This window comes from Mycobacterium sp. 1274761.0, from assembly GCF_001668615.1.
In the GTDB taxonomy this organism is placed as follows: Bacteria; Actinomycetota; Actinomycetes; order Mycobacteriales; family Mycobacteriaceae; genus Mycobacterium.
Genome location: NZ_LZMC01000017.1, coordinates 16926 through 32588, shown reverse-complemented (window position 1 = coordinate 32588; position 15663 = coordinate 16926). Strand labels below are relative to the sequence as shown.

At 67.5% G+C, this 15663-nt stretch carries 17 protein-coding genes; 7 read left to right on the top strand and 10 right to left on the bottom strand.

Going from position 1 to position 15663, the window contains the following annotated elements; translation table 11 throughout:
• Positions 1-43 precede the first annotated feature (43 nt).
• Together A5651_RS02080 and A5651_RS02075 are read left to right on the top strand one after the other, a co-directional pair.
• Positions 44-1567 (top strand): HNH endonuclease signature motif containing protein, encoded by a 1524-nt coding sequence (locus A5651_RS02080; protein ID WP_066975055.1) that lies wholly within the window; start codon positions 44-46, stop codon positions 1565-1567.
• Between the two features lie 138 nt (positions 1568-1705).
• Positions 1706-2464: an SGNH/GDSL hydrolase family protein gene (locus A5651_RS02075; RefSeq protein WP_082943542.1), complete on the top strand. Its 759-nt coding sequence runs from the start codon at positions 1706-1708 to the stop codon at positions 2462-2464.
• Here A5651_RS02075 and rlmB read toward each other — a convergent pair.
• Genes rlmB through carD form a run of 5 tightly spaced genes read right to left on the bottom strand, consistent with a single transcriptional unit; the run spans position 2461 to position 6484 of the window.
• Complete coding sequence (rlmB, locus tag A5651_RS02070; protein WP_066975054.1) at positions 2461-3396, bottom strand: 23S rRNA (guanosine(2251)-2'-O)-methyltransferase RlmB; 936 nt, start codon at positions 3394-3396, stop codon at positions 2461-2463. The genes A5651_RS02075 and rlmB overlap by 4 nt on opposite strands.
• Complete coding sequence (cysS, locus tag A5651_RS02065) at positions 3397-4806, bottom strand: cysteine--tRNA ligase (RefSeq protein ID WP_066975052.1); 1410 nt, start codon at positions 4804-4806, stop codon at positions 3397-3399. It lies immediately after the preceding gene.
• Positions 4807-4852: 46 nt separating this feature from the next.
• Entirely contained in the window at positions 4853-5329 is a 477-nt protein-coding gene (gene ispF, locus A5651_RS02060; RefSeq protein ID WP_066975050.1) for a 2-C-methyl-D-erythritol 2,4-cyclodiphosphate synthase, read from the bottom strand.
• Positions 5326-5991, bottom strand: a complete 666-nt coding sequence (gene ispD, locus A5651_RS02055; RefSeq protein WP_066975048.1) for a 2-C-methyl-D-erythritol 4-phosphate cytidylyltransferase — start codon at positions 5989-5991, stop codon at positions 5326-5328. The genes ispF and ispD overlap by 4 nt, the downstream gene beginning before the upstream one ends.
• Before the next feature lie 4 nt (positions 5992-5995).
• The gene (carD, locus tag A5651_RS02050) at positions 5996-6484 is read right to left on the bottom strand and encodes an RNA polymerase-binding transcription factor CarD (RefSeq protein WP_011731020.1); all 489 of its coding nucleotides are present in this window, start codon (positions 6482-6484) and stop codon (positions 5996-5998) included.
• 283 nt (positions 6485-6767) lie between these two features.
• Between carD and A5651_RS02045 the strand changes: the two genes are divergently transcribed.
• The 3 genes from A5651_RS02045 to disA are packed head-to-tail and all read left to right on the top strand — an operon-like array spanning position 6768 to position 9911.
• Positions 6768-7361, top strand: a complete 594-nt coding sequence (locus A5651_RS02045) for a hypothetical protein (RefSeq protein ID WP_066975046.1) — start codon at positions 6768-6770, stop codon at positions 7359-7361.
• 43 nt (positions 7362-7404) lie between these two features.
• On the top strand, positions 7405-8811 hold the full coding sequence (gene radA / locus A5651_RS02040) for a DNA repair protein RadA (protein ID WP_066975044.1): 1407 nt from the start codon (positions 7405-7407) through the stop codon (positions 8809-8811).
• Positions 8802-9911: a DNA integrity scanning diadenylate cyclase DisA gene (gene disA, locus A5651_RS02035; RefSeq protein WP_066975042.1), complete on the top strand. Its 1110-nt coding sequence runs from the start codon at positions 8802-8804 to the stop codon at positions 9909-9911. The genes radA and disA overlap by 10 nt, the downstream gene beginning before the upstream one ends.
• Here disA and A5651_RS02030 read toward each other — a convergent pair.
• The gene (locus A5651_RS02030) at positions 9908-10678 is read right to left on the bottom strand and encodes a hypothetical protein (protein ID WP_066975097.1); all 771 of its coding nucleotides are present in this window, start codon (positions 10676-10678) and stop codon (positions 9908-9910) included. The genes disA and A5651_RS02030 overlap by 4 nt on opposite strands.
• A gap of 60 nt (positions 10679-10738) precedes the next feature.
• Positions 10739-11359 (bottom strand): carbonic anhydrase, encoded by a 621-nt coding sequence (locus A5651_RS02025; RefSeq protein WP_066975040.1) that lies wholly within the window; start codon positions 11357-11359, stop codon positions 10739-10741.
• On the opposite strand from A5651_RS02025, the gene A5651_RS02020 reads away from it, so the two are divergent.
• Positions 11358-12254 (top strand): A/G-specific adenine glycosylase, encoded by an 897-nt coding sequence (locus A5651_RS02020; protein WP_197496504.1) that lies wholly within the window; start codon positions 11358-11360, stop codon positions 12252-12254. The two genes, A5651_RS02025 and A5651_RS02020, sit on opposite strands and share 2 nt — an antisense overlap.
• Here the strand turns inward: A5651_RS02020 and A5651_RS02015 are convergent.
• Positions 12251-13201, bottom strand: coding sequence for a helix-turn-helix domain-containing protein (locus tag A5651_RS02015; protein ID WP_066975038.1), 951 nt, complete (start codon positions 13199-13201; stop codon positions 12251-12253). The genes A5651_RS02020 and A5651_RS02015 overlap by 4 nt on opposite strands.
• A 71-nt stretch (positions 13202-13272) precedes the next feature.
• Between A5651_RS02015 and A5651_RS02010 the strand changes: the two genes are divergently transcribed.
• Complete coding sequence (locus tag A5651_RS02010) at positions 13273-13485, top strand: hypothetical protein (protein ID WP_066975036.1); 213 nt, start codon at positions 13273-13275, stop codon at positions 13483-13485.
• Here the strand turns inward: A5651_RS02010 and A5651_RS02005 are convergent.
• Together A5651_RS02005 and A5651_RS02000 are read right to left on the bottom strand one after the other, a co-directional pair.
• Positions 13459-14229 carry an alpha/beta fold hydrolase gene (locus tag A5651_RS02005; protein ID WP_066975033.1) on the bottom strand — a complete coding sequence of 257 codons (771 nt, stop codon included), beginning with the start codon at positions 14227-14229 and terminating at the stop codon, positions 13459-13461. The two genes, A5651_RS02010 and A5651_RS02005, sit on opposite strands and share 27 nt — an antisense overlap.
• Before the next feature lie 4 nt (positions 14230-14233).
• A complete protein-coding gene (locus A5651_RS02000; RefSeq protein ID WP_066975031.1) occupies positions 14234-15646 on the bottom strand; it encodes an NCS2 family permease in 1413 nt (470 codons plus the stop codon).
• Positions 15647-15663: the final 17 nt, after the last annotated feature.

Sequence of the window (15663 nt, the reverse complement as noted above, 5' to 3'; positions counted from 1 at the left end):
TTGGCGTGGTGTGGCGTCGGGCGGGAGGACTATCTTCGAAAGTATGTTCGATGGATCGTTGCCCGAGATCGCGCGGTTGGCGTCGTTGTCCGACGCCGAGGTCGTCGACGGCGCCGCCGAGTGGGCGCGGGCGGAAAACGCCGCCTGCGCCCGCAAGCTGGCCTTCATGGCCGAACTGTTCGCCCGACGTACCGGCCTGCCCGCCGGCGAACGCGAACTCTGGTGGATCGACCCCCAAGCCGCGGTCACCGCCGAAATCGGGGCCGCGGTCAACGTCAGCCCCGCGATGGCGCTCCACCAAACGCACCGCGGCGTCGCCCTACGCGACCGTCTGCCCCGCGTTGCGGCACTGTTCACCGCCGGGCTGATCAGCGAGGTCCTGGTGCGTGCCATCGTCACCCGCACTTACCTGATCATCGATCCGGACGTGATGGCCGCCGTCGATGCCGCCCTCGCCGAGCGGGTCACCCGCTGGGGTCCGTTGTCGGTCCGCAAGACCGAAGACGCCATCGACGCCCTGGTCGAAGAGCATGACCCTGGCGCCCTGCGGCGGACCCGAGAAACCGCCAGCACCGAGTCGGTGCAATTCGGCTCCCCTGGCGATGTGGCCGGCATGACCAGCATGTGGGCCCGCCTCAATGCCGCCCGCGCCGCCCTCATCGAAGCCCGCCTCGACGAGATGGCCCGCAGCGTGTGCGATGGCGATCCGCGCACCCTCGAGCAACGCCGCGTGGAAGCCCTGGAAGCCATCGCCGCCGGCGCCGCACTGGCCTGCACTTGCGGCCAGCCCGACTGCACCCGTGGCACCGGACAGCGGCCCACCAAGAACACCGTCGTCTACGTCGTCGTGGACGAAGAAGCCCTTGACGCCAGTGAACCGCCGGCCGAGCGCGCTGCTGACCCGGCCCCCCAGCCCGCCGCTGAGCCCGCCGCCGAAAAGTTGCCCGCCCAATGTCGCCCGGCGCCGCCGGCCTATGTGTTCGGAGGCGGTGTCCTGCCCCCCGCTCTGTTGAGCGCGATCCTGGGCCGGGCGCAGTTGCGCGAGGTGCGCCATCCCGGTGAAACGGCACCCGAACCGCGCTACACCCCGTCACGGCAGACCTGTGAGTTCGTCCGCTGCCGTGATCTGACCTGCCGCTTCCCCGGTTGCGACCAACCCGCCCAGGTCTGCGATATCGACCACACGGTGCCCTATCCGCTCGGCCCCACCCACCCGTCAAACCTGAAGTGCCTGTGCCGTTTTCATCACATGCTCAAAACGTTCTGGAACGGCCGCGCCGGCTGGCAGGACCGACAACTGCCCGACGGGACCGTGATCTGGACCAGCCCAACTGGGCACACCTACACCACCCACCCCGGTGCCCAACATCTCTACCCACGACTATGCCAACCCACCGCCGACCTATGGTCTGGCGAGCCGCCGATCGTGCAACCTGACGATCAGCGCGGCCTGATGATGCCCAGACGCCGTCAAACCCGTGCCGAATACACCAACAAAACCGTTGCCACCGAGCGCCGGCTCAACGACGACCTCGTCGTCGAACGCAACAAACCACCACCGTTCTAAGCGCCGCCCAGCCGGGCAGTTACTTACGTAGCGGTTACCACACCGCGAACAGTGCTGGGACAGTTGACGTCCACTCATTGATCGACAGCGGTGCGATTAGCGATCTGTCATTCGATCCGCAAGATTGAACACGTGGTCGTGTTCACGCGGTATGTGGCACTCGGCGACTCGTTCACCGAGGGTGTCGGCGACCCACACCCGGCGAGTAGCAACGGCTTGCGCGGGTGGGCCGATCACGTCGCTTTCGCACTGGCCGAGCGCAATCCCAATCTCCGCTATGCAAACCTCGCCGTCCGGGGCAGGCGGATGGACGAGATCCTCGATGAGCAGGTTCAAGCCGCCGCCATGATGGCGCCGGACCTCGTCACCGTCTACGCCGGCATGAACAACCTCATCCTGCTGCGCAACGATGTCGACGCGATGATGGCCAGATACGCCGAGGGCCTTAAACAACTACAACAGACAGGCGCGAAAGTGCTTGCCTTCACCGCCGCCGACCTCGGCACGGTGCCGCTGTTTCGACGGCTAAGGGGACGAGCCGCCGTCTACAACGAACTGTTGCGCGCCATCGCCGACGACATTGGTCTGCAACTGGTGGATTTCTGGCGCTTCACCGAATTTCGTGACGCCCGGCTGTGGGACGGCGATCGCATACACCTGTCACCACTGGGCCACGAACGATTCGCCGCCAAAGTGCTTGACGCACTGAATGTTTCCCACGAGCTTACGTCGTGCTCCGCTGCGTTGCTGTCATCCGACCCGCCCGTGCGCGATTTCGGCTCGAACCTTCGCTGGACCGCGGCCTTCGCCGCTCCCTATGTCGCGAAGCGGATGCGGCTCGCAAAGCGAGGCGCAGGCATCGACCCGAAACTGCCTACGCTGACGAAGGTGCGCTAACCCCTTCTCTGGCGGGCGATTTCGGCCAGCACCACGCCAGCGGCCACCGACGCGTTGAGCGACTCGGTCGGCCCAGCCATCGGGATGGACACCACCGCGTCACAGTTCTCGCGCACCAACCGGGACAGTCCTTTGCCTTCAGAGCCGACCACCACGACCAGTGGGTCAGTGCCATCCAGCTCGTCGAGCGTGGTGTCACTCTCGGCGTCGAGCCCGATCACCTGCAGGCCGCTGTCATGCCAATTCTTCAGTGTCCGATTGAGATTCGTCGCTCTTGCGACCGGCAGCCTGGCGGCCGCGCCCGCGCTGGTCCGCCATGCGACCGCGGTGACTGACGCTGATCGTCTCTGCGGAATCAGCACTCCGTGTCCGCCGAAGCCAGCCACCGAGCGAACGATGGCGCCCAGGTTGCGCGGATCGGAGATGTTGTCCAGCGCCACCAGCAACGCCGGTGCGCTGTCGGCGGACGCTGCGGCAAGCAGGTCGTCGGGGTGCGTGTACTCATAGGGCGGGACCTGCAGCGCTATCCCCTGGTGCATCCCGTTGGCGCTGAGGCGGTCCAGATCGCTACGCGGCACTTCGAGGATCGAGATGCCCGCATCGGCCGCGCGACGCACCGACTCCGTCAGCCGTTCGTCGGCCTCCGCGCCCAACGCCACGTACAGCGCAGTCGCGGGCACACCGGCGCGTAGACACTCCACCACAGGGTTACGGCCGAGCACCACCTCGACGTCGTCGGTTCGCCGGTTCTGGCGGCGCTTCTCTTGCGCCTTGGCGCGTTTGGCCGCCGGATGGTTTGGCCGCATGTGCGCCGGTGGGGTGGCTCCGCGACCCTCGAGGCCGCGTCGGCGCACACCGCCCGACCCGACCTTCGGTCCCTTCTTGGTGCCCGCTTTGCGAACCGCGCCGCGCCGCTGTGAATTGCCGGCCATCTATTTCGAATACCCGTCCAACAGAGTCCATTGCGGACCGTCGGCGGTATCGGTGACCTCGACGCCTGCCTGCTTCAGCCGGTCACGGATGGCGTCGGCCTCGGCCCAGTCCCTGCGCTCGCGCGCCTCCTGGCGGCGCTGAATTTCGGCCTGCACCAACACATCTACCGCCGCCAGTGCCGCAGAGGTCTCGTCGCGCGACTCCCACCGTTCGTCGAGCGGGTCGCAACCGAGGATGCCCATCATCGCTCGTATCGAGGTGGCGCGGGCCATCGCCGTTTCATGGTCGCCGGCCTCCAGCGCCCTGTTGCCTTCCGCGCGCGCGGCGTGAACTTCGGCCAGCGCGATCGGGACCGAGAGGTCGTCGTCGAGTGCGGCGGCGAAAGCGGGCGTCCATTCCCCCGGTTCGACGGCGCCGACCCGGTTACGCACCCGGTGCAGAAAATCCTCGATGCCGGTGTAGGCCTTCGCAGCGTCTTGCAGAGCGGTCTCGGAGAACTCGAGCATCGACCGGTAGTGCGCGCTGCCCAGGTAGTAGCGTAGCTCGGCGGGCCGGACCCGTTGCAGCACAGCGGGTATCGCCAACACATTGCCCAGCGACTTGCTCATCTTCTCGCCGCCCATGGTGACCCACCCGTTGTGCAACCAGTACCGGGCGAACGCGTCACCGGCCGCCTCGGCTTGGGCGATCTCGTTCTCGTGATGCGGGAAGATCAGGTCCATGCCGCCGGCGTGGATGTCGAACTCCGCGCCGAGGTAGGTCTCACACATCGCCACGCATTCGGTGTGCCAGCCGGGTCGGCCGCGGCCCCATGGTGTCGGCCACGACGGCTCGCCGGGCTTCTCGCCCTTCCACAGCGTGAAGTCGCGTTGATCGCGCTTGCCGGTCGCCACACCTTCGCCCTGATGCACGTCGTCGAACTTGTGGCCGGACAGCTTGCCGTAGCCGGGCTTCGGGAGCATGCGCAACACGGAGAAGTAGACGTCACCGCCGCTGGCGTAGGCGTAGCCGCGGTCGATCAGCCGCTCGATCAGCTCGACCATCTGCGTGATGTGGCCGGTGGCGCGCGGTTCTGCGGACGGCGGTAGCACACCCAGCGCGTCGTACGCCGCTGAGAACGCCCGCTCGTAGGTGGCGGCCCACTCCCACCATGGCCTGCCGGCGTCCGCGGCCTTGTTCAAAATCTTGTCGTCGATGTCGGTGACATTGCGGACGAACGCGACGTCGAAACCCTTGGCCAGCAGCCACCGTCGCAGCACGTCGAACGCCACCCCGCTGCGGACGTGGCCGATGTGCGGCAAGCCCTGGACCGTGGCGCCGCAAAGGTAGATCGACACATGGCCGGCGCGCACCGGCACGAAGTCACGGATAGCGCCCGTCATCGTGTCGTATAGCCGTAGGTCGGTCACGGGAGCCGCACCGTTCGCTCCACTCACGACGGGCCAGCTTACCGGCCTATTCGGTGGCGACCACCAAAGCGGTCGCGATGGCGGCCAAACCTTCGCCGCGTCCGGTCAGCCCCAGGCCGTCGGTCGTGGTCGCCGAGACCGAGACCGGGGCGTCGAGCAGCTCGGAAAGTACTTGCTGGGCCTCCGACCGCCGCGGCCCCACCTTCGGCCGATTCCCGATTACCTGTACCGCCGCGTTACCGACCCGGTACCCCTGGGCGCGCACCAGCCTGTGCACGTGGCGCAGCATGTCTGCGCCGCTGACCCCGGCCCAGCGCGGGTCGTCGGTACCGAAGACCCCGCCGAGATCGCCGAGTCCCGCGGCACTGAGCAACGCGTCGCACAGCGCATGGGCGGCCACGTCGCCGTCCGAATGCCCGGCACAGCCGTCGGCGTTGTCGAAGAGTAGGCCCAACAGCCGGCACGGCCTGCCCGCCTCGATCGGGTGGACATCCACGCCCAGTCCTACCCGCGGAATGCTCATGCGGCCCCGCCGAGCAGCACCTTGGCGAGCAGGAGATCGTTCGGCGTGGTGATCTTGAACGCCAGCGGGTCGCCCTCGACCACCTGCACCGGCGTGCCGATGGCCTCGACCACCGAAGCATCATCGGTGAACCCGCCGGCGCCCATCCGGTCGTAGGCGCGCCTCAGCAGCTCGGTGCGGAAGCCCTGCGGAGTCTGCACCGCGCGCAGACCCGTGCGCTCCGGTGTGCTCAGCACTATGCCGTTGGCGTCGACGGCCTTGATGGTGTCGCTGACCGGCAGCGCGGGCACCACGGCGGCATGGCCATCCTTGAGGGCCGTCACCACCCGCACGATCAGCGACGGCGGGGTGAGGGCGCGCGCGGCGTCATGGACGAGGACGAATTCGGCGTCGCCGGCGGCGGCGAGGGCGAGCCGGACCGATTCGGTGCGGTCCGATCCACCCGCGACGATCACGGCGTCGCCGCCGAACACCAGCTTGGCCTCGTCGGTCCGACTGGCCGGCACCGCCACGACGACGGTGTCGACGACACCGGAATCACGCAGGCCGCCGAGCGCGTATTCCAGCATGGGTCGACCATGCAGATTGACGAACGCCTTCGGCGCGCCTGCGGCTAGCCGCTCCCCGGACCCTGCGGCCGGGACGACGGCGACCGTGCTCATGCGGTCAGGACGCGGCGGCCAGAACCTCGTCGAGGATGGTCTCGGCCTTGGCATCGTCAGTGTTCTCGGCGAGCGCGAGTTCGCCGACCAGGATCTGCCGCGCCTTGGCCAGCATCCGCTTTTCGCCGGCGGACAGGCCGCGCTCCTGATCGCGGCGCCACAGGTCACGAACAACTTCGGCAACCTTGTTCACATCGCCGGACGCCAACTTCTCGAGATTGGCCTTGTAGCGGCGAGACCAGTTGGTCGGCTCTTCGGTATGGGGGGCGCGGAGCACCTGGAAAACCTTGTCGAGGCCCTCCTGGCCGACCACGTCGCGGACGCCGACATACTCGGCGTTGTCGGCTGGGACTCGGACTGTGAGGTCTCCCTGGGCGACCTTCAAGACAAGATATTCTTTTTGTTCGCCTTTGATGGTTCGGGTTTCGATCGCCTCAATCAACGCAGCACCGTGGTGTGGATAGACAACGGTGTCTCCGACCTTGAAAATCATCTGTTTCGAGCCCCTTTCGATACTCCATGCTAACACGGGGCCCTGACACGTGCCGCACAACGGTGCAGGTCAGGGGCACCGCAGGTGAAGAGCAGGGGTTGACAGGGTGACGATTACGTGCAAGGCGGCGTCGCGTCGGCCACCGTACGGCAAACCCTGGCAGCACCCCGATGGCCACCCGATGGGCCAGCTTGATGGCGAGCCGGCACCTCCGCTACCGCCGTCAACCACCACCTACTACTCTGCATAGTCGAACAGGTCCGGCCGAGCAGGAGGCTTTTGGGTGAACCGCGACAAGTCCCGCCGATCCGGCGTCACCGTCGCCTTGGCGGCGTGTGCGCTGGCCGCCGTTTCCCTCTCCGGCTGCGGCGCTGGACAGATTTCCCAAACGGCCACCCAACAGGCGGCGGTCGACGGCACCGCAGCAACGGTCGGAAACATCGCGTTGCGCAACGTGTTCCTGCGCGCGACGCAGAAGTCCGACTTCGTGCAGCCGGGCACTGAGGTCGAGTTGCTGTTCGTGGCGTCCAACCAATCGCCCGACACCAACGACAAGCTGACCTCGATCACATCCGACTACGGCACGGTGTCGCTGTCGGGTGACACGTCGTTGCCTGCCGGCGACGTGCTCGAGGTCGGCCGGCCCGACGGTCAGATCGAAGCGCTCGAACAGGCCGAGACGGCCGACGCGGCAAAGGCCACGGTCACTCTCGCCAAGCAGATCACCAACGGGCTGACGTACAACTTCACGTTCAACTTCGAGAAGGCAGGCCACACCACCGTTGCCGTGCCGCTGTCGGCCGGTCAGGCGCCACGGCGCGACCCGGCCGGCGATGCGTCCCACGACGAGCCCGGCGACACGAGCGGTCACCACTAACGATCTGACTGGATCTGTCGGTGCTGACGGATACCGTCACACCGTGGCCAAAGCGCGTTCGCAGTACCGCTGTTCGGAGTGCCACCACGTCACCGCGAAGTGGGTCGGCCGCTGCCCCGACTGCGGCACTTGGGGGACGGTCGACGAGGTAGCCGTGCTGACCGCCGTCAACGGCTCGGTGACGCGACGTGCGGTGGCCCCGACCACGCCCGCTGTGCCCATCAGCTCCATAGATCCCGGCAGTACCAGGCACGATCCCACCGGCGTCAGCGAATTGGACCGAGTGCTGGGCGGCGGCATCGTCCCTGGGTCGGTCACGCTGCTCGCCGGTGATCCCGGCGTCGGCAAGTCGACGCTGCTGCTCGAGGTTGCCCACCGCTGGGCGGAGGCGGGGCGCCGCGCGCTGTACCTGTCCGGCGAGGAGTCCGCGGGCCAGATCCGGTTGCGCGCAGAGCGCACCGGCTGCCACCACGACGAGGTATATCTGGCCGCCGAGTCCGATCTACAGACCGCTCTCGGCCACATCGACGAGGTGAAACCCTCACTGGTGGTGGTGGATTCGGTGCAGACGATGTCGACAACGGACGCCGACGGCGTAACCGGCGGCGTCACCCAGGTGCGGGCGGTGACGACGGCGCTGACGATGACGGCGAAGACCACGGGCGTGGCGATCATCCTGGTCGGCCACGTCACCAAGGACGGCGCGATCGCGGGGCCGCGATCACTCGAGCATCTCGTCGACGTCGTGCTGCACTTCGAGGGCGATAAGACGTCGATGCTGCGCATGGTGCGCGGCGTCAAGAACCGATTCGGCGCGGCCGACGAGGTCGGCTGTTTCATGTTGCACGACAACGGAATCGAGTGCGTCGCCGATCCATCCGGCTTGTTCCTCGACCAACGCCCCGCTCCCGTTTCGGGCACCGCGGTGACGGTCTCGCTCGACGGTAAGCGTCCCCTCATCGGGGAGGTGCAGGCCTTGATCGCCGCTCCGACGACGTCGTCGCCGCGCCGCGCGGTCAGCGGTATCGATTCCGCCCGCGCGGCGATGATCGCCGCGGTGCTGGAGAAGCGGGCCCATCTTCGGGTCGCGCAATGCGACATCTACCTGTCCACGGTGGGCGGAATGCGGCTTACCGACCCGTCATCGGACCTCGCCGTGGCGATGGCCATCGCATCGGCCTACGCCGACCTGCCGCTGCCGACCACAACCATCGCGATCGGCGAAGTAGGCCTGGCGGGCGACCTGCGCAGGGTCAGCGGCATGGAGCGGCGGCTGGCCGAAGCCGCCCGACTCGGTTTCACGTGTGCTGTAGTTCCGCCCGGAGTTAAAACGGTCCCGATAGGCTTACGGGCGATAGCGGCCGACAACATCACCGCTGCCATGAGGGTGCTGACCGAGATCAGCAGCAGCGTGAAGGCCGGCCGCGGCGAGGAGGGGCCATGGCCGTGAAGTCCAGACGCCGCAACGTGGTGCAACTCGCCCGTCCGACCCTGCGTGAAACCATCGGCCGACTCGCCCCCGGCACAGCTCTGCGCGACGGGCTCGAGCGAATCCTGCGCGGCCGCACCGGCGCGCTGATCGTGCTGGGATACGACGACAGCGTCGAGTCGATCTGCGACGGCGGCTTCTCGCTCGACGTCGCCTATGCCCCGACCCGGTTGCGTGAGCTGTCGAAGATGGACGGCGCCGTGGTGCTCTCGAGCGACGGCACCCGGATCCTGCGGGCCAATGTCCAGCTGGTGCCCGACCCGTCCATTCCTACCGACGAATCGGGCACCCGGCACAGGTCTGCCGAACGCACCGCGGTTCAAACCGGTTATCCCGTTGTCTCGGTGAGCCATTCGATGAGCATCGTGACGGTCTACGTCGCGGGTGAGCGGCACGTGGTGCCCGACTCCGCGACGATCCTGTCGCGGGCCAACCAGACCATCGACACGCTCGAGCGGTACAAGTCGCGTCTCGACGAGGTGAGCAGGCAGCTGTCGACCGCCGAGATCGAGGACTTCGTCACGCTGCGCGATGTGATGACGGTCGTGCAGCGGCTGGAGATGGTCCGGCGGATCAGCCTCGAAATCGATGCCGACGTCGTCGAATTGGGCACCGACGGGCGTCAGTTGAAGCTCCAGCTCGAAGAGCTGGTCGGCGACAACGACACCGCACGCGAGCTCATCGTGCGCGACTACCACGCCAACCCCGACCCGCCGACACCCGCGCAGGTGACCGCGACGCTCGAGGAACTCGACGGGCTCACCGACACCGAGCTGCTCGACTTCACCACGTTGGCAAGGGTTTTCGGTTACCCGTCGACTGCAGAAGCGCAGGACTCTGCGATGAGCTCGCGCGGCTACCGGGCGATGGCGGGCATTCCACGTCTGCAGTTCGCCCATGTCGACCTGCTGGTGCGCTCATTCGGCTCGCTGCAGGGCCTGCTCGCCGCGAGCGCCAGCGATCTGCAATCAGTGGAAGGCATCGGCTCGATGTGGGCCCGCCATATCCGCGAGGGTTTGTCGCAGCTCGCCGAGTCGACGATCGCTGACCGGTTGGCTTAGCCCGCGGGTGCGGGCGCCTGCTGGGGCGCCGGGGCGCCGTCTGCCGGTACGCCAGGCTGCGGGGCCGGCTGAGCCAGCACGAACGGCACCGTGGCCGAGCGCAGATTGCCCAACTGGACGAGCAGGTTATAAGTGCCTGGTCCGATTGGCTGGCGCGGCAGCGGGCAGTTGGGCGCTGAACCCATGCCAGTCCACGTCACCTCGGTCGTCACCTGCTCGCCTGGATTGAACGTCTTGACCAGGGTCTCGTTCGACGGCGCGCAGTCGAGGTTCGACCACAGCCGGGTGTTGTCCAGGCCGTAGACGTAGGCAGCGAGCACCGCAGCTCCGACGTCGCGCTTGCAGGCCACCAACCCGATGTTCGTGACGACCATGGTGAACTTCGGCTGGTCGCCGACGACGTACTCCGGCTGGCTGGTGATGCCCTTGACCGCCAACGTGGAGTCGGGGCAGTCGTCACCCTCCTTCAGCACGGGCGGCGGCATGACCGCGGCGGTCGGGGTCGGCGTAGGCGCGGGCGCAGCGACCGCCGGCGGCACAATCGGCGTCTTCACCGCCGGGTTTTCGCCGGGAAGCGGCGTTGGGGCGGCTGCGGGTACGGGCGTTGGCTTTTCGGCGTTTTTCGTCTCGCCACCGGAGTTCATGACGACCATCACCACGATCGCGGCGACAATTCCGACGACCAGGACCGCCATGCCCAACGCAAGTGCCCTGCGACGCCAGTAAATCTGGGTGGGTAGTGGGCCATGCGGCTCTAGATCCAGCACAAACTCACGGTAAGGCCAGGTCACACACAATTGTCCGAGGTGGACCGGCGTGTCGGCCCCTTAGCTTTCGCCGATGTCTCCCAGATGTTCGCGCAGGACCACGTGGCCGTCGGCCAAGCTGTACGTCGCGCCGACCACCGCGAGGCTGCCGGCCGCGATGCCCTGGGCCACGACCGACGAGCGAATGCGCAACTGCGCGACGGTTTCCTTCGCGTGTTGGACGACGAACTCATCGACGGTGGTGAAGCCGGCGCTGCGGGCCGCGCGCACCGACGGCGTCAGCAGCGCGACGACGTCGCGGATGTGGCCCGACGGCGCGGGTTCGCCGTTGACGGTTGCCGCCGTGGCCTGCACGGCTCCGCAGCTTGTGTGACCGACGACGACGACGAGCGGCACGTTCAGCACCGCGACCGCGTACTCGAGCGAGCCGAGCACTGCGGCGTCGAGCACGTGGCCGGCGTTGCGCACCACGAAGACGTCACCAAGTCCCTGGTCGAAGACGATCTCGGTGGCGATCCTGCTGTCCGAACAACTCAGCAGCGCCGCGATGGGGTGCTGCCCCTTGGTCAGCTCTGCCCTGCGGTCACCGCCCTGGTGCGGATGTTCGGGCTTACCGGCGGCGAATCGCTCGTTACCCTCCTTGAGTGCCTTCCAAGCGGTTACCGGGTTCGGGTTGGGCATGGCCGTCATTCTGCCTGAGCCCCTCATGATCGATTCGACCGAGCTTCTGCACTGGTACGACCGCGAGCAGCGAGACCTGCCGTGGCGGCGACCCGGTGTCACGCCGTGGCAGGTGTTGGTCAGCGAGTTCATGCTGCAGCAGACGCCGGTGGCACGGGTGGAGCCGATCTGGTTGGACTGGGTGGCGCGCTGGCCGACGCCGTCGGCCGCCACGACGGCGAGCGCGGCCGACGTGCTGCGTGCATGGGGCAAGCTGGGCTACCCGCGGCGGGCGAAACGGTTACACGAGTGCGCGGTAGTGATCGCCCGCGACCACGGCGATGTCGTGCCCTCGGACGTCGAGGCACTGCTGTCGCTGCCGGGCATCGGCGCGTACACGGCGCGCGCCATCGCGTGCTTCGCCTACCGGCAGCGGGTTCCGGTTGTCGACACCAACGTGCGCCGGGTGGTGGCCCGCGCCGTTCACGGTCGGGCCGACGCGGCCGCGTCGACCTCGCCGCGCGATCTCGACGATGTCGCCGCGCTCCTGCCGAAAGAGGCTGACGCACCACGGTTTTCGGTCGCGCTGATGGAATTGGGCGCGACGGTGTGTACGGCGCGCGCGCCACGCTGCGGCGTGTGCCCGCTGAGCGCATGCGAGTGGCGATCGGCGGGGCATCCGGCGTCGGCGACGCCTGCGCGGCGGGTACAGCGGTACGCCGGCACCGACCGGCAGGTCCGGGGACGGCTACTTGATGTGTTGCGCGGCAACGATTCTCCGGTAACCCGCGCCGAGCTCGACGTGGCGTGGCTGTCGGACACCGCGCAGCGGGACCGCGCGCTGGATTCCCTGCTCGTCGACGGGCTGGTGGAGCAGACGGCCGACGGTCGTTTTGCCCTTGCCGGCGAAGGCTAGGCGCAGGCGAAGCTGCGCCGGTAATCCGATGGCGTCACGCCGATGATCCGGCGGAAGTGGTGGCGCAGCAGCGTGGCCGTGCCGAAACCCGACCGGTCGGCGATCTGGTCGATGTCCATATCGCTCTCTTCGAGCAGCCGCCGGGCGTAGAGCACGCGCTGGTCGGTCACCCACTGCATGGGGGTGGTGCCGGTCTCTTCGACGAACCGGCGTGCAAAGGTTCGCGCCGACATGTTCGCGCGACGGGCGAGGGTGGCCACGGAGTGCGGTTTGTCCAGGTTGGCCAGGATCCAATCGAGATGCGGCGCAAACCTTTCCGAGCATCGAACGGGGATCGGCTGATCGATGTACTGCCGCTGGCCGCCGTCACGCTGCGGCGGCACCACCATGCGGCGCGCGATCTTGTTGGTGATCTCGCTGCCGAGTTCGCGACGCACCAGGTGCAGGCACGCGTCGATGCCCGCCGCCGTACCCGCACTGGTGATCAGGTCGCCGTCATCGACGAACAGCACGTTGCGGTCAACGCGTGCGGTTGGGAACCGCCGGGCAAGTTCGTCGGCATGCATCCAGTGCGTGGTGCACGCCCGGCCGTCCAGCAACCCGGCCTCGCCCGCGACGAAGGCACCCGAGCACACGGTCAGCACGATCGCGCCCGCGTCCGCCGCGGCCCTGACCGCCTTCAGCGCCTCAGGCACATAGTCGGAGCCGCTGATGGCCGGGATCGTGACCAGGTCCGCGCCGACCAGGTCGTCGAGCCCATGGTCGGGCACGACCGACGCGCCGACCGTCGTCCGAACCGGCTTGCCGGGCTCCGGACCACACACCTTGAAGTCGAAGTTCGGTACCCCGTCCTCGGAGCGGTCGATGCCGAACACCTCGCAGATCACGCCGAACTCGAACACCGCCAAACCGTCGAGCACCAGCGCCGACACCTTCTCGATGGCCATGGCAGTATTTTAGCGTAACGTGTCACTGCTGCCACTGTTGGCGGGATGTATGCGGGCGCAGCATTACTGCCATGAGTACGGCGTTGACCTTTCTGATTCTGATCGCCCCCTTCGCCGTGGCGGCGCTGTTGAGCTGGGCCGCGCACCGGGACCGCGGTGTGCGCGGGCTCTCTGACGATGACCGCGACGGGTTCCGCGTCGCTCACGATCTCGACGCGATCCGCACCCGCTTCGAGAAGCAGCCCTTCTGGCCGGCTTCAGGGGCGACCGGCGAGCGGCGATAGGAACGACTCGACCGCCGTCCGGTAGACGTCCGGGCGTTCGTCGTGGACCAGATGACCGGCGTCGGGCACGCGCAGATACGTTGCGCGGCGGCCGGTTTCGTTCATCTGCCGCATCTGCCCCTGCGGCGTCACCGAATTGCCCGCCTCGATGAGCAGGGCGGGCGCGCTGACCTCGCGCCATTGCGCCCAGTAGTCACGGGTGCCCCACTCCGCGGCGATGTCAATCCAGATCGTGGTGTGCCCGTGCAGCCGCCAACCGGTCGGCGTGCGGTCGAAAGCCTCGAGGAAATACCGCCCGGCTACTGGTCCGAACTCGTCGTAAACCTGTTGCTGTGAGGTGAATTCGACAGGCAGGGCGTGCAACCACGGCTCCCACGGACCCGTGGTGCGTCCGCGGAAATCCGGCGCCATGTCTTCGACGACGAGGGCCGACACGAGTTCGGGCTTCGATGCGGCAAGGCACCATGAATGCAGTCCGCCCATCGAATGGCCGACGAGGACAGCGGGCCCGTCCAGCGACGCCACCGCGTCACCGAGGTCGTCGACGAACCGCTCCGTGCAGATCGGGTACGGATCGGCGACCTCGCGGCCGCGGTGCCACGGCGCGTCGTAGGTGTACACCTCGCCGTAGGAGGTCAGCCATGGCAGCTGGCGTGACCACGTGCTGCCGCGACCCATGAGGCCGTGCACAAGCACGATCGTCACACCGTGACCTCCTCTGCGCGTGAGGAATTCGTGACCCATCGGGTTACGTGCCGATCATCGATTCGAGCCAACCGCGTCCGAAGTACACCAGAAATCCTGCGGCTGCGATCCAAAGCAGCGGGCTGATCTCGCGCCATTTGCCTACCGCCGACTGCACCACGACCCAGGCGATGAACCCCACGCCGATTCCGTTGGCGATCGAATAGGACAGCGGCATGACCGCGACGGTCAGCACGACCGGCACAGCGACGGCGAACTCCGACAGGTCAACGTCGCGCAGATGCGAGAACATCATCACGCCGACGACGACCAGTGCGGCGGCGGCGACCTCGTTGGGCACGATCGACGCGAGCGGCGTCACGAACATCGCCGCGAAGAACAGCAGGCCCGTCACCAGATTCGCCAACCCGGTGCGCGCGCCCTCCTGGATGCCGGCCGCCGACTCGAGGAAGACGGTGTTGGACGAGGACGACGTCGCGCCACCGACCACCGCCCCGGCACCTTCCACGATGAGCGCCGACCGGAGGCGCGGAAACGTGCCGCGGTCGTCGGCGACGTTCACCTCACGCGACAGACCGGTGAAGGTGCCCATCGCGTCGAAGAAGTTGGCGAACACGAGCGTGAACACCAGCATGACCGCGGCCAATACGCCGATGCGGCCGAAGCTGTTGAGGCTGAACGCGCCGACAAGCGACAGGTCGGGAATCGCGAACGGCGACCCCGACATCGTCGGCACCGACAGCCCCCATCCACCGGGGTGATCGGTCGCCGAGCCGAGATGCCAGACGGCCTCGATCACGACCGCGAGCACGGTCCCCGCCAGCAGGCCGACAAAGATCGCGCCGCGCACCCGGCGGGCGACCAGGATGCAGGTGAGCAGCAGCGTGACCACGAAGACCAGCGTCGGGACCGTGCTGATGGACCCGGCGCCATGCACGCCAAGCCCCACGGGGGGTGACGGCATGCCCGTCGAGCCGATGAAGCCCGAATCGACGAGGCCGATGAACAGGATGAAACCGCCGATGCCCGCGGTGATCGCAAGCTTGAGCTGCATGGGCACGGCGTCGAAGATCAGCGTGCGCAGGCCCGTCGCCGCGAGCACCACGATGATGACGCCGTTGATCACCACCAGGCCCATCGCCTCGGGCCAGGTGACCGAGCCGACGACCGTCGTGGCGAGGAATGAGTTGATGCCCAGACCCGCAGCGAAGGCGAACGGCAACCGGGCGATCAGGCCGAATAGGACCGTCATGACGCCGGCGGCGAGCGACGTCGCAGCCGAAATCTGCGCGAAGTCGAGGCTGTGGCCATCGACGTCCCTGGCGTCCGACAGGATGATCGGGTTGAGCACGACGATGTAGGCCATCGCGATGAACGTGACCACGCCGCCGCGGATCTCCGATGTCAGCGTCGATCCGCGCGCGGACAGTTCGAAGAACCGGTCGAGGCGCCGCATAGGGGGAACCCTAGGTG

Coding starts and splice junctions, on each gene's coding strand:
- A5651_RS02080 (WP_066975055.1), top strand. CDS start 44: ATGTTCGATGGATCGTTGCCCGAGATCGCGCGGTTGGCGTCGTTGTCC.
- rlmB (WP_066975054.1), bottom strand. CDS start 3,396: ATGGCCGGCAATTCACAGCGGCGCGGCGCGGTTCGCAAAGCGGGCACC.
- ispF (WP_066975050.1), bottom strand. CDS start 5,329: ATGAGCATTCCGCGGGTAGGACTGGGCGTGGATGTCCACCCGATCGAG.
- ispD (WP_066975048.1), bottom strand. CDS start 5,991: ATGAGCACGGTCGCCGTCGTCCCGGCCGCAGGGTCCGGGGAGCGGCTA.
- carD (WP_011731020.1), bottom strand. CDS start 6,484: ATGATTTTCAAGGTCGGAGACACCGTTGTCTATCCACACCACGGTGCT.
- disA (WP_066975042.1), top strand. CDS start 8,802: ATGGCCGTGAAGTCCAGACGCCGCAACGTGGTGCAACTCGCCCGTCCG.
- A5651_RS02020 (WP_197496504.1), top strand. CDS start 11,358: ATGGCCGTCATTCTGCCTGAGCCCCTCATGATCGATTCGACCGAGCTT.
- A5651_RS02025 (WP_066975040.1), bottom strand. CDS start 11,359: ATGCCCAACCCGAACCCGGTAACCGCTTGGAAGGCACTCAAGGAGGGT.
- A5651_RS02015 (WP_066975038.1), bottom strand. CDS start 13,201: ATGGCCATCGAGAAGGTGTCGGCGCTGGTGCTCGACGGTTTGGCGGTG.
- A5651_RS02010 (WP_066975036.1), top strand. CDS start 13,273: ATGAGTACGGCGTTGACCTTTCTGATTCTGATCGCCCCCTTCGCCGTG.
- A5651_RS02005 (WP_066975033.1), bottom strand. CDS start 14,229: ATGGGTCACGAATTCCTCACGCGCAGAGGAGGTCACGGTGTGACGATC.
- A5651_RS02000 (WP_066975031.1), bottom strand. CDS start 15,646: ATGCGGCGCCTCGACCGGTTCTTCGAACTGTCCGCGCGCGGATCGACG.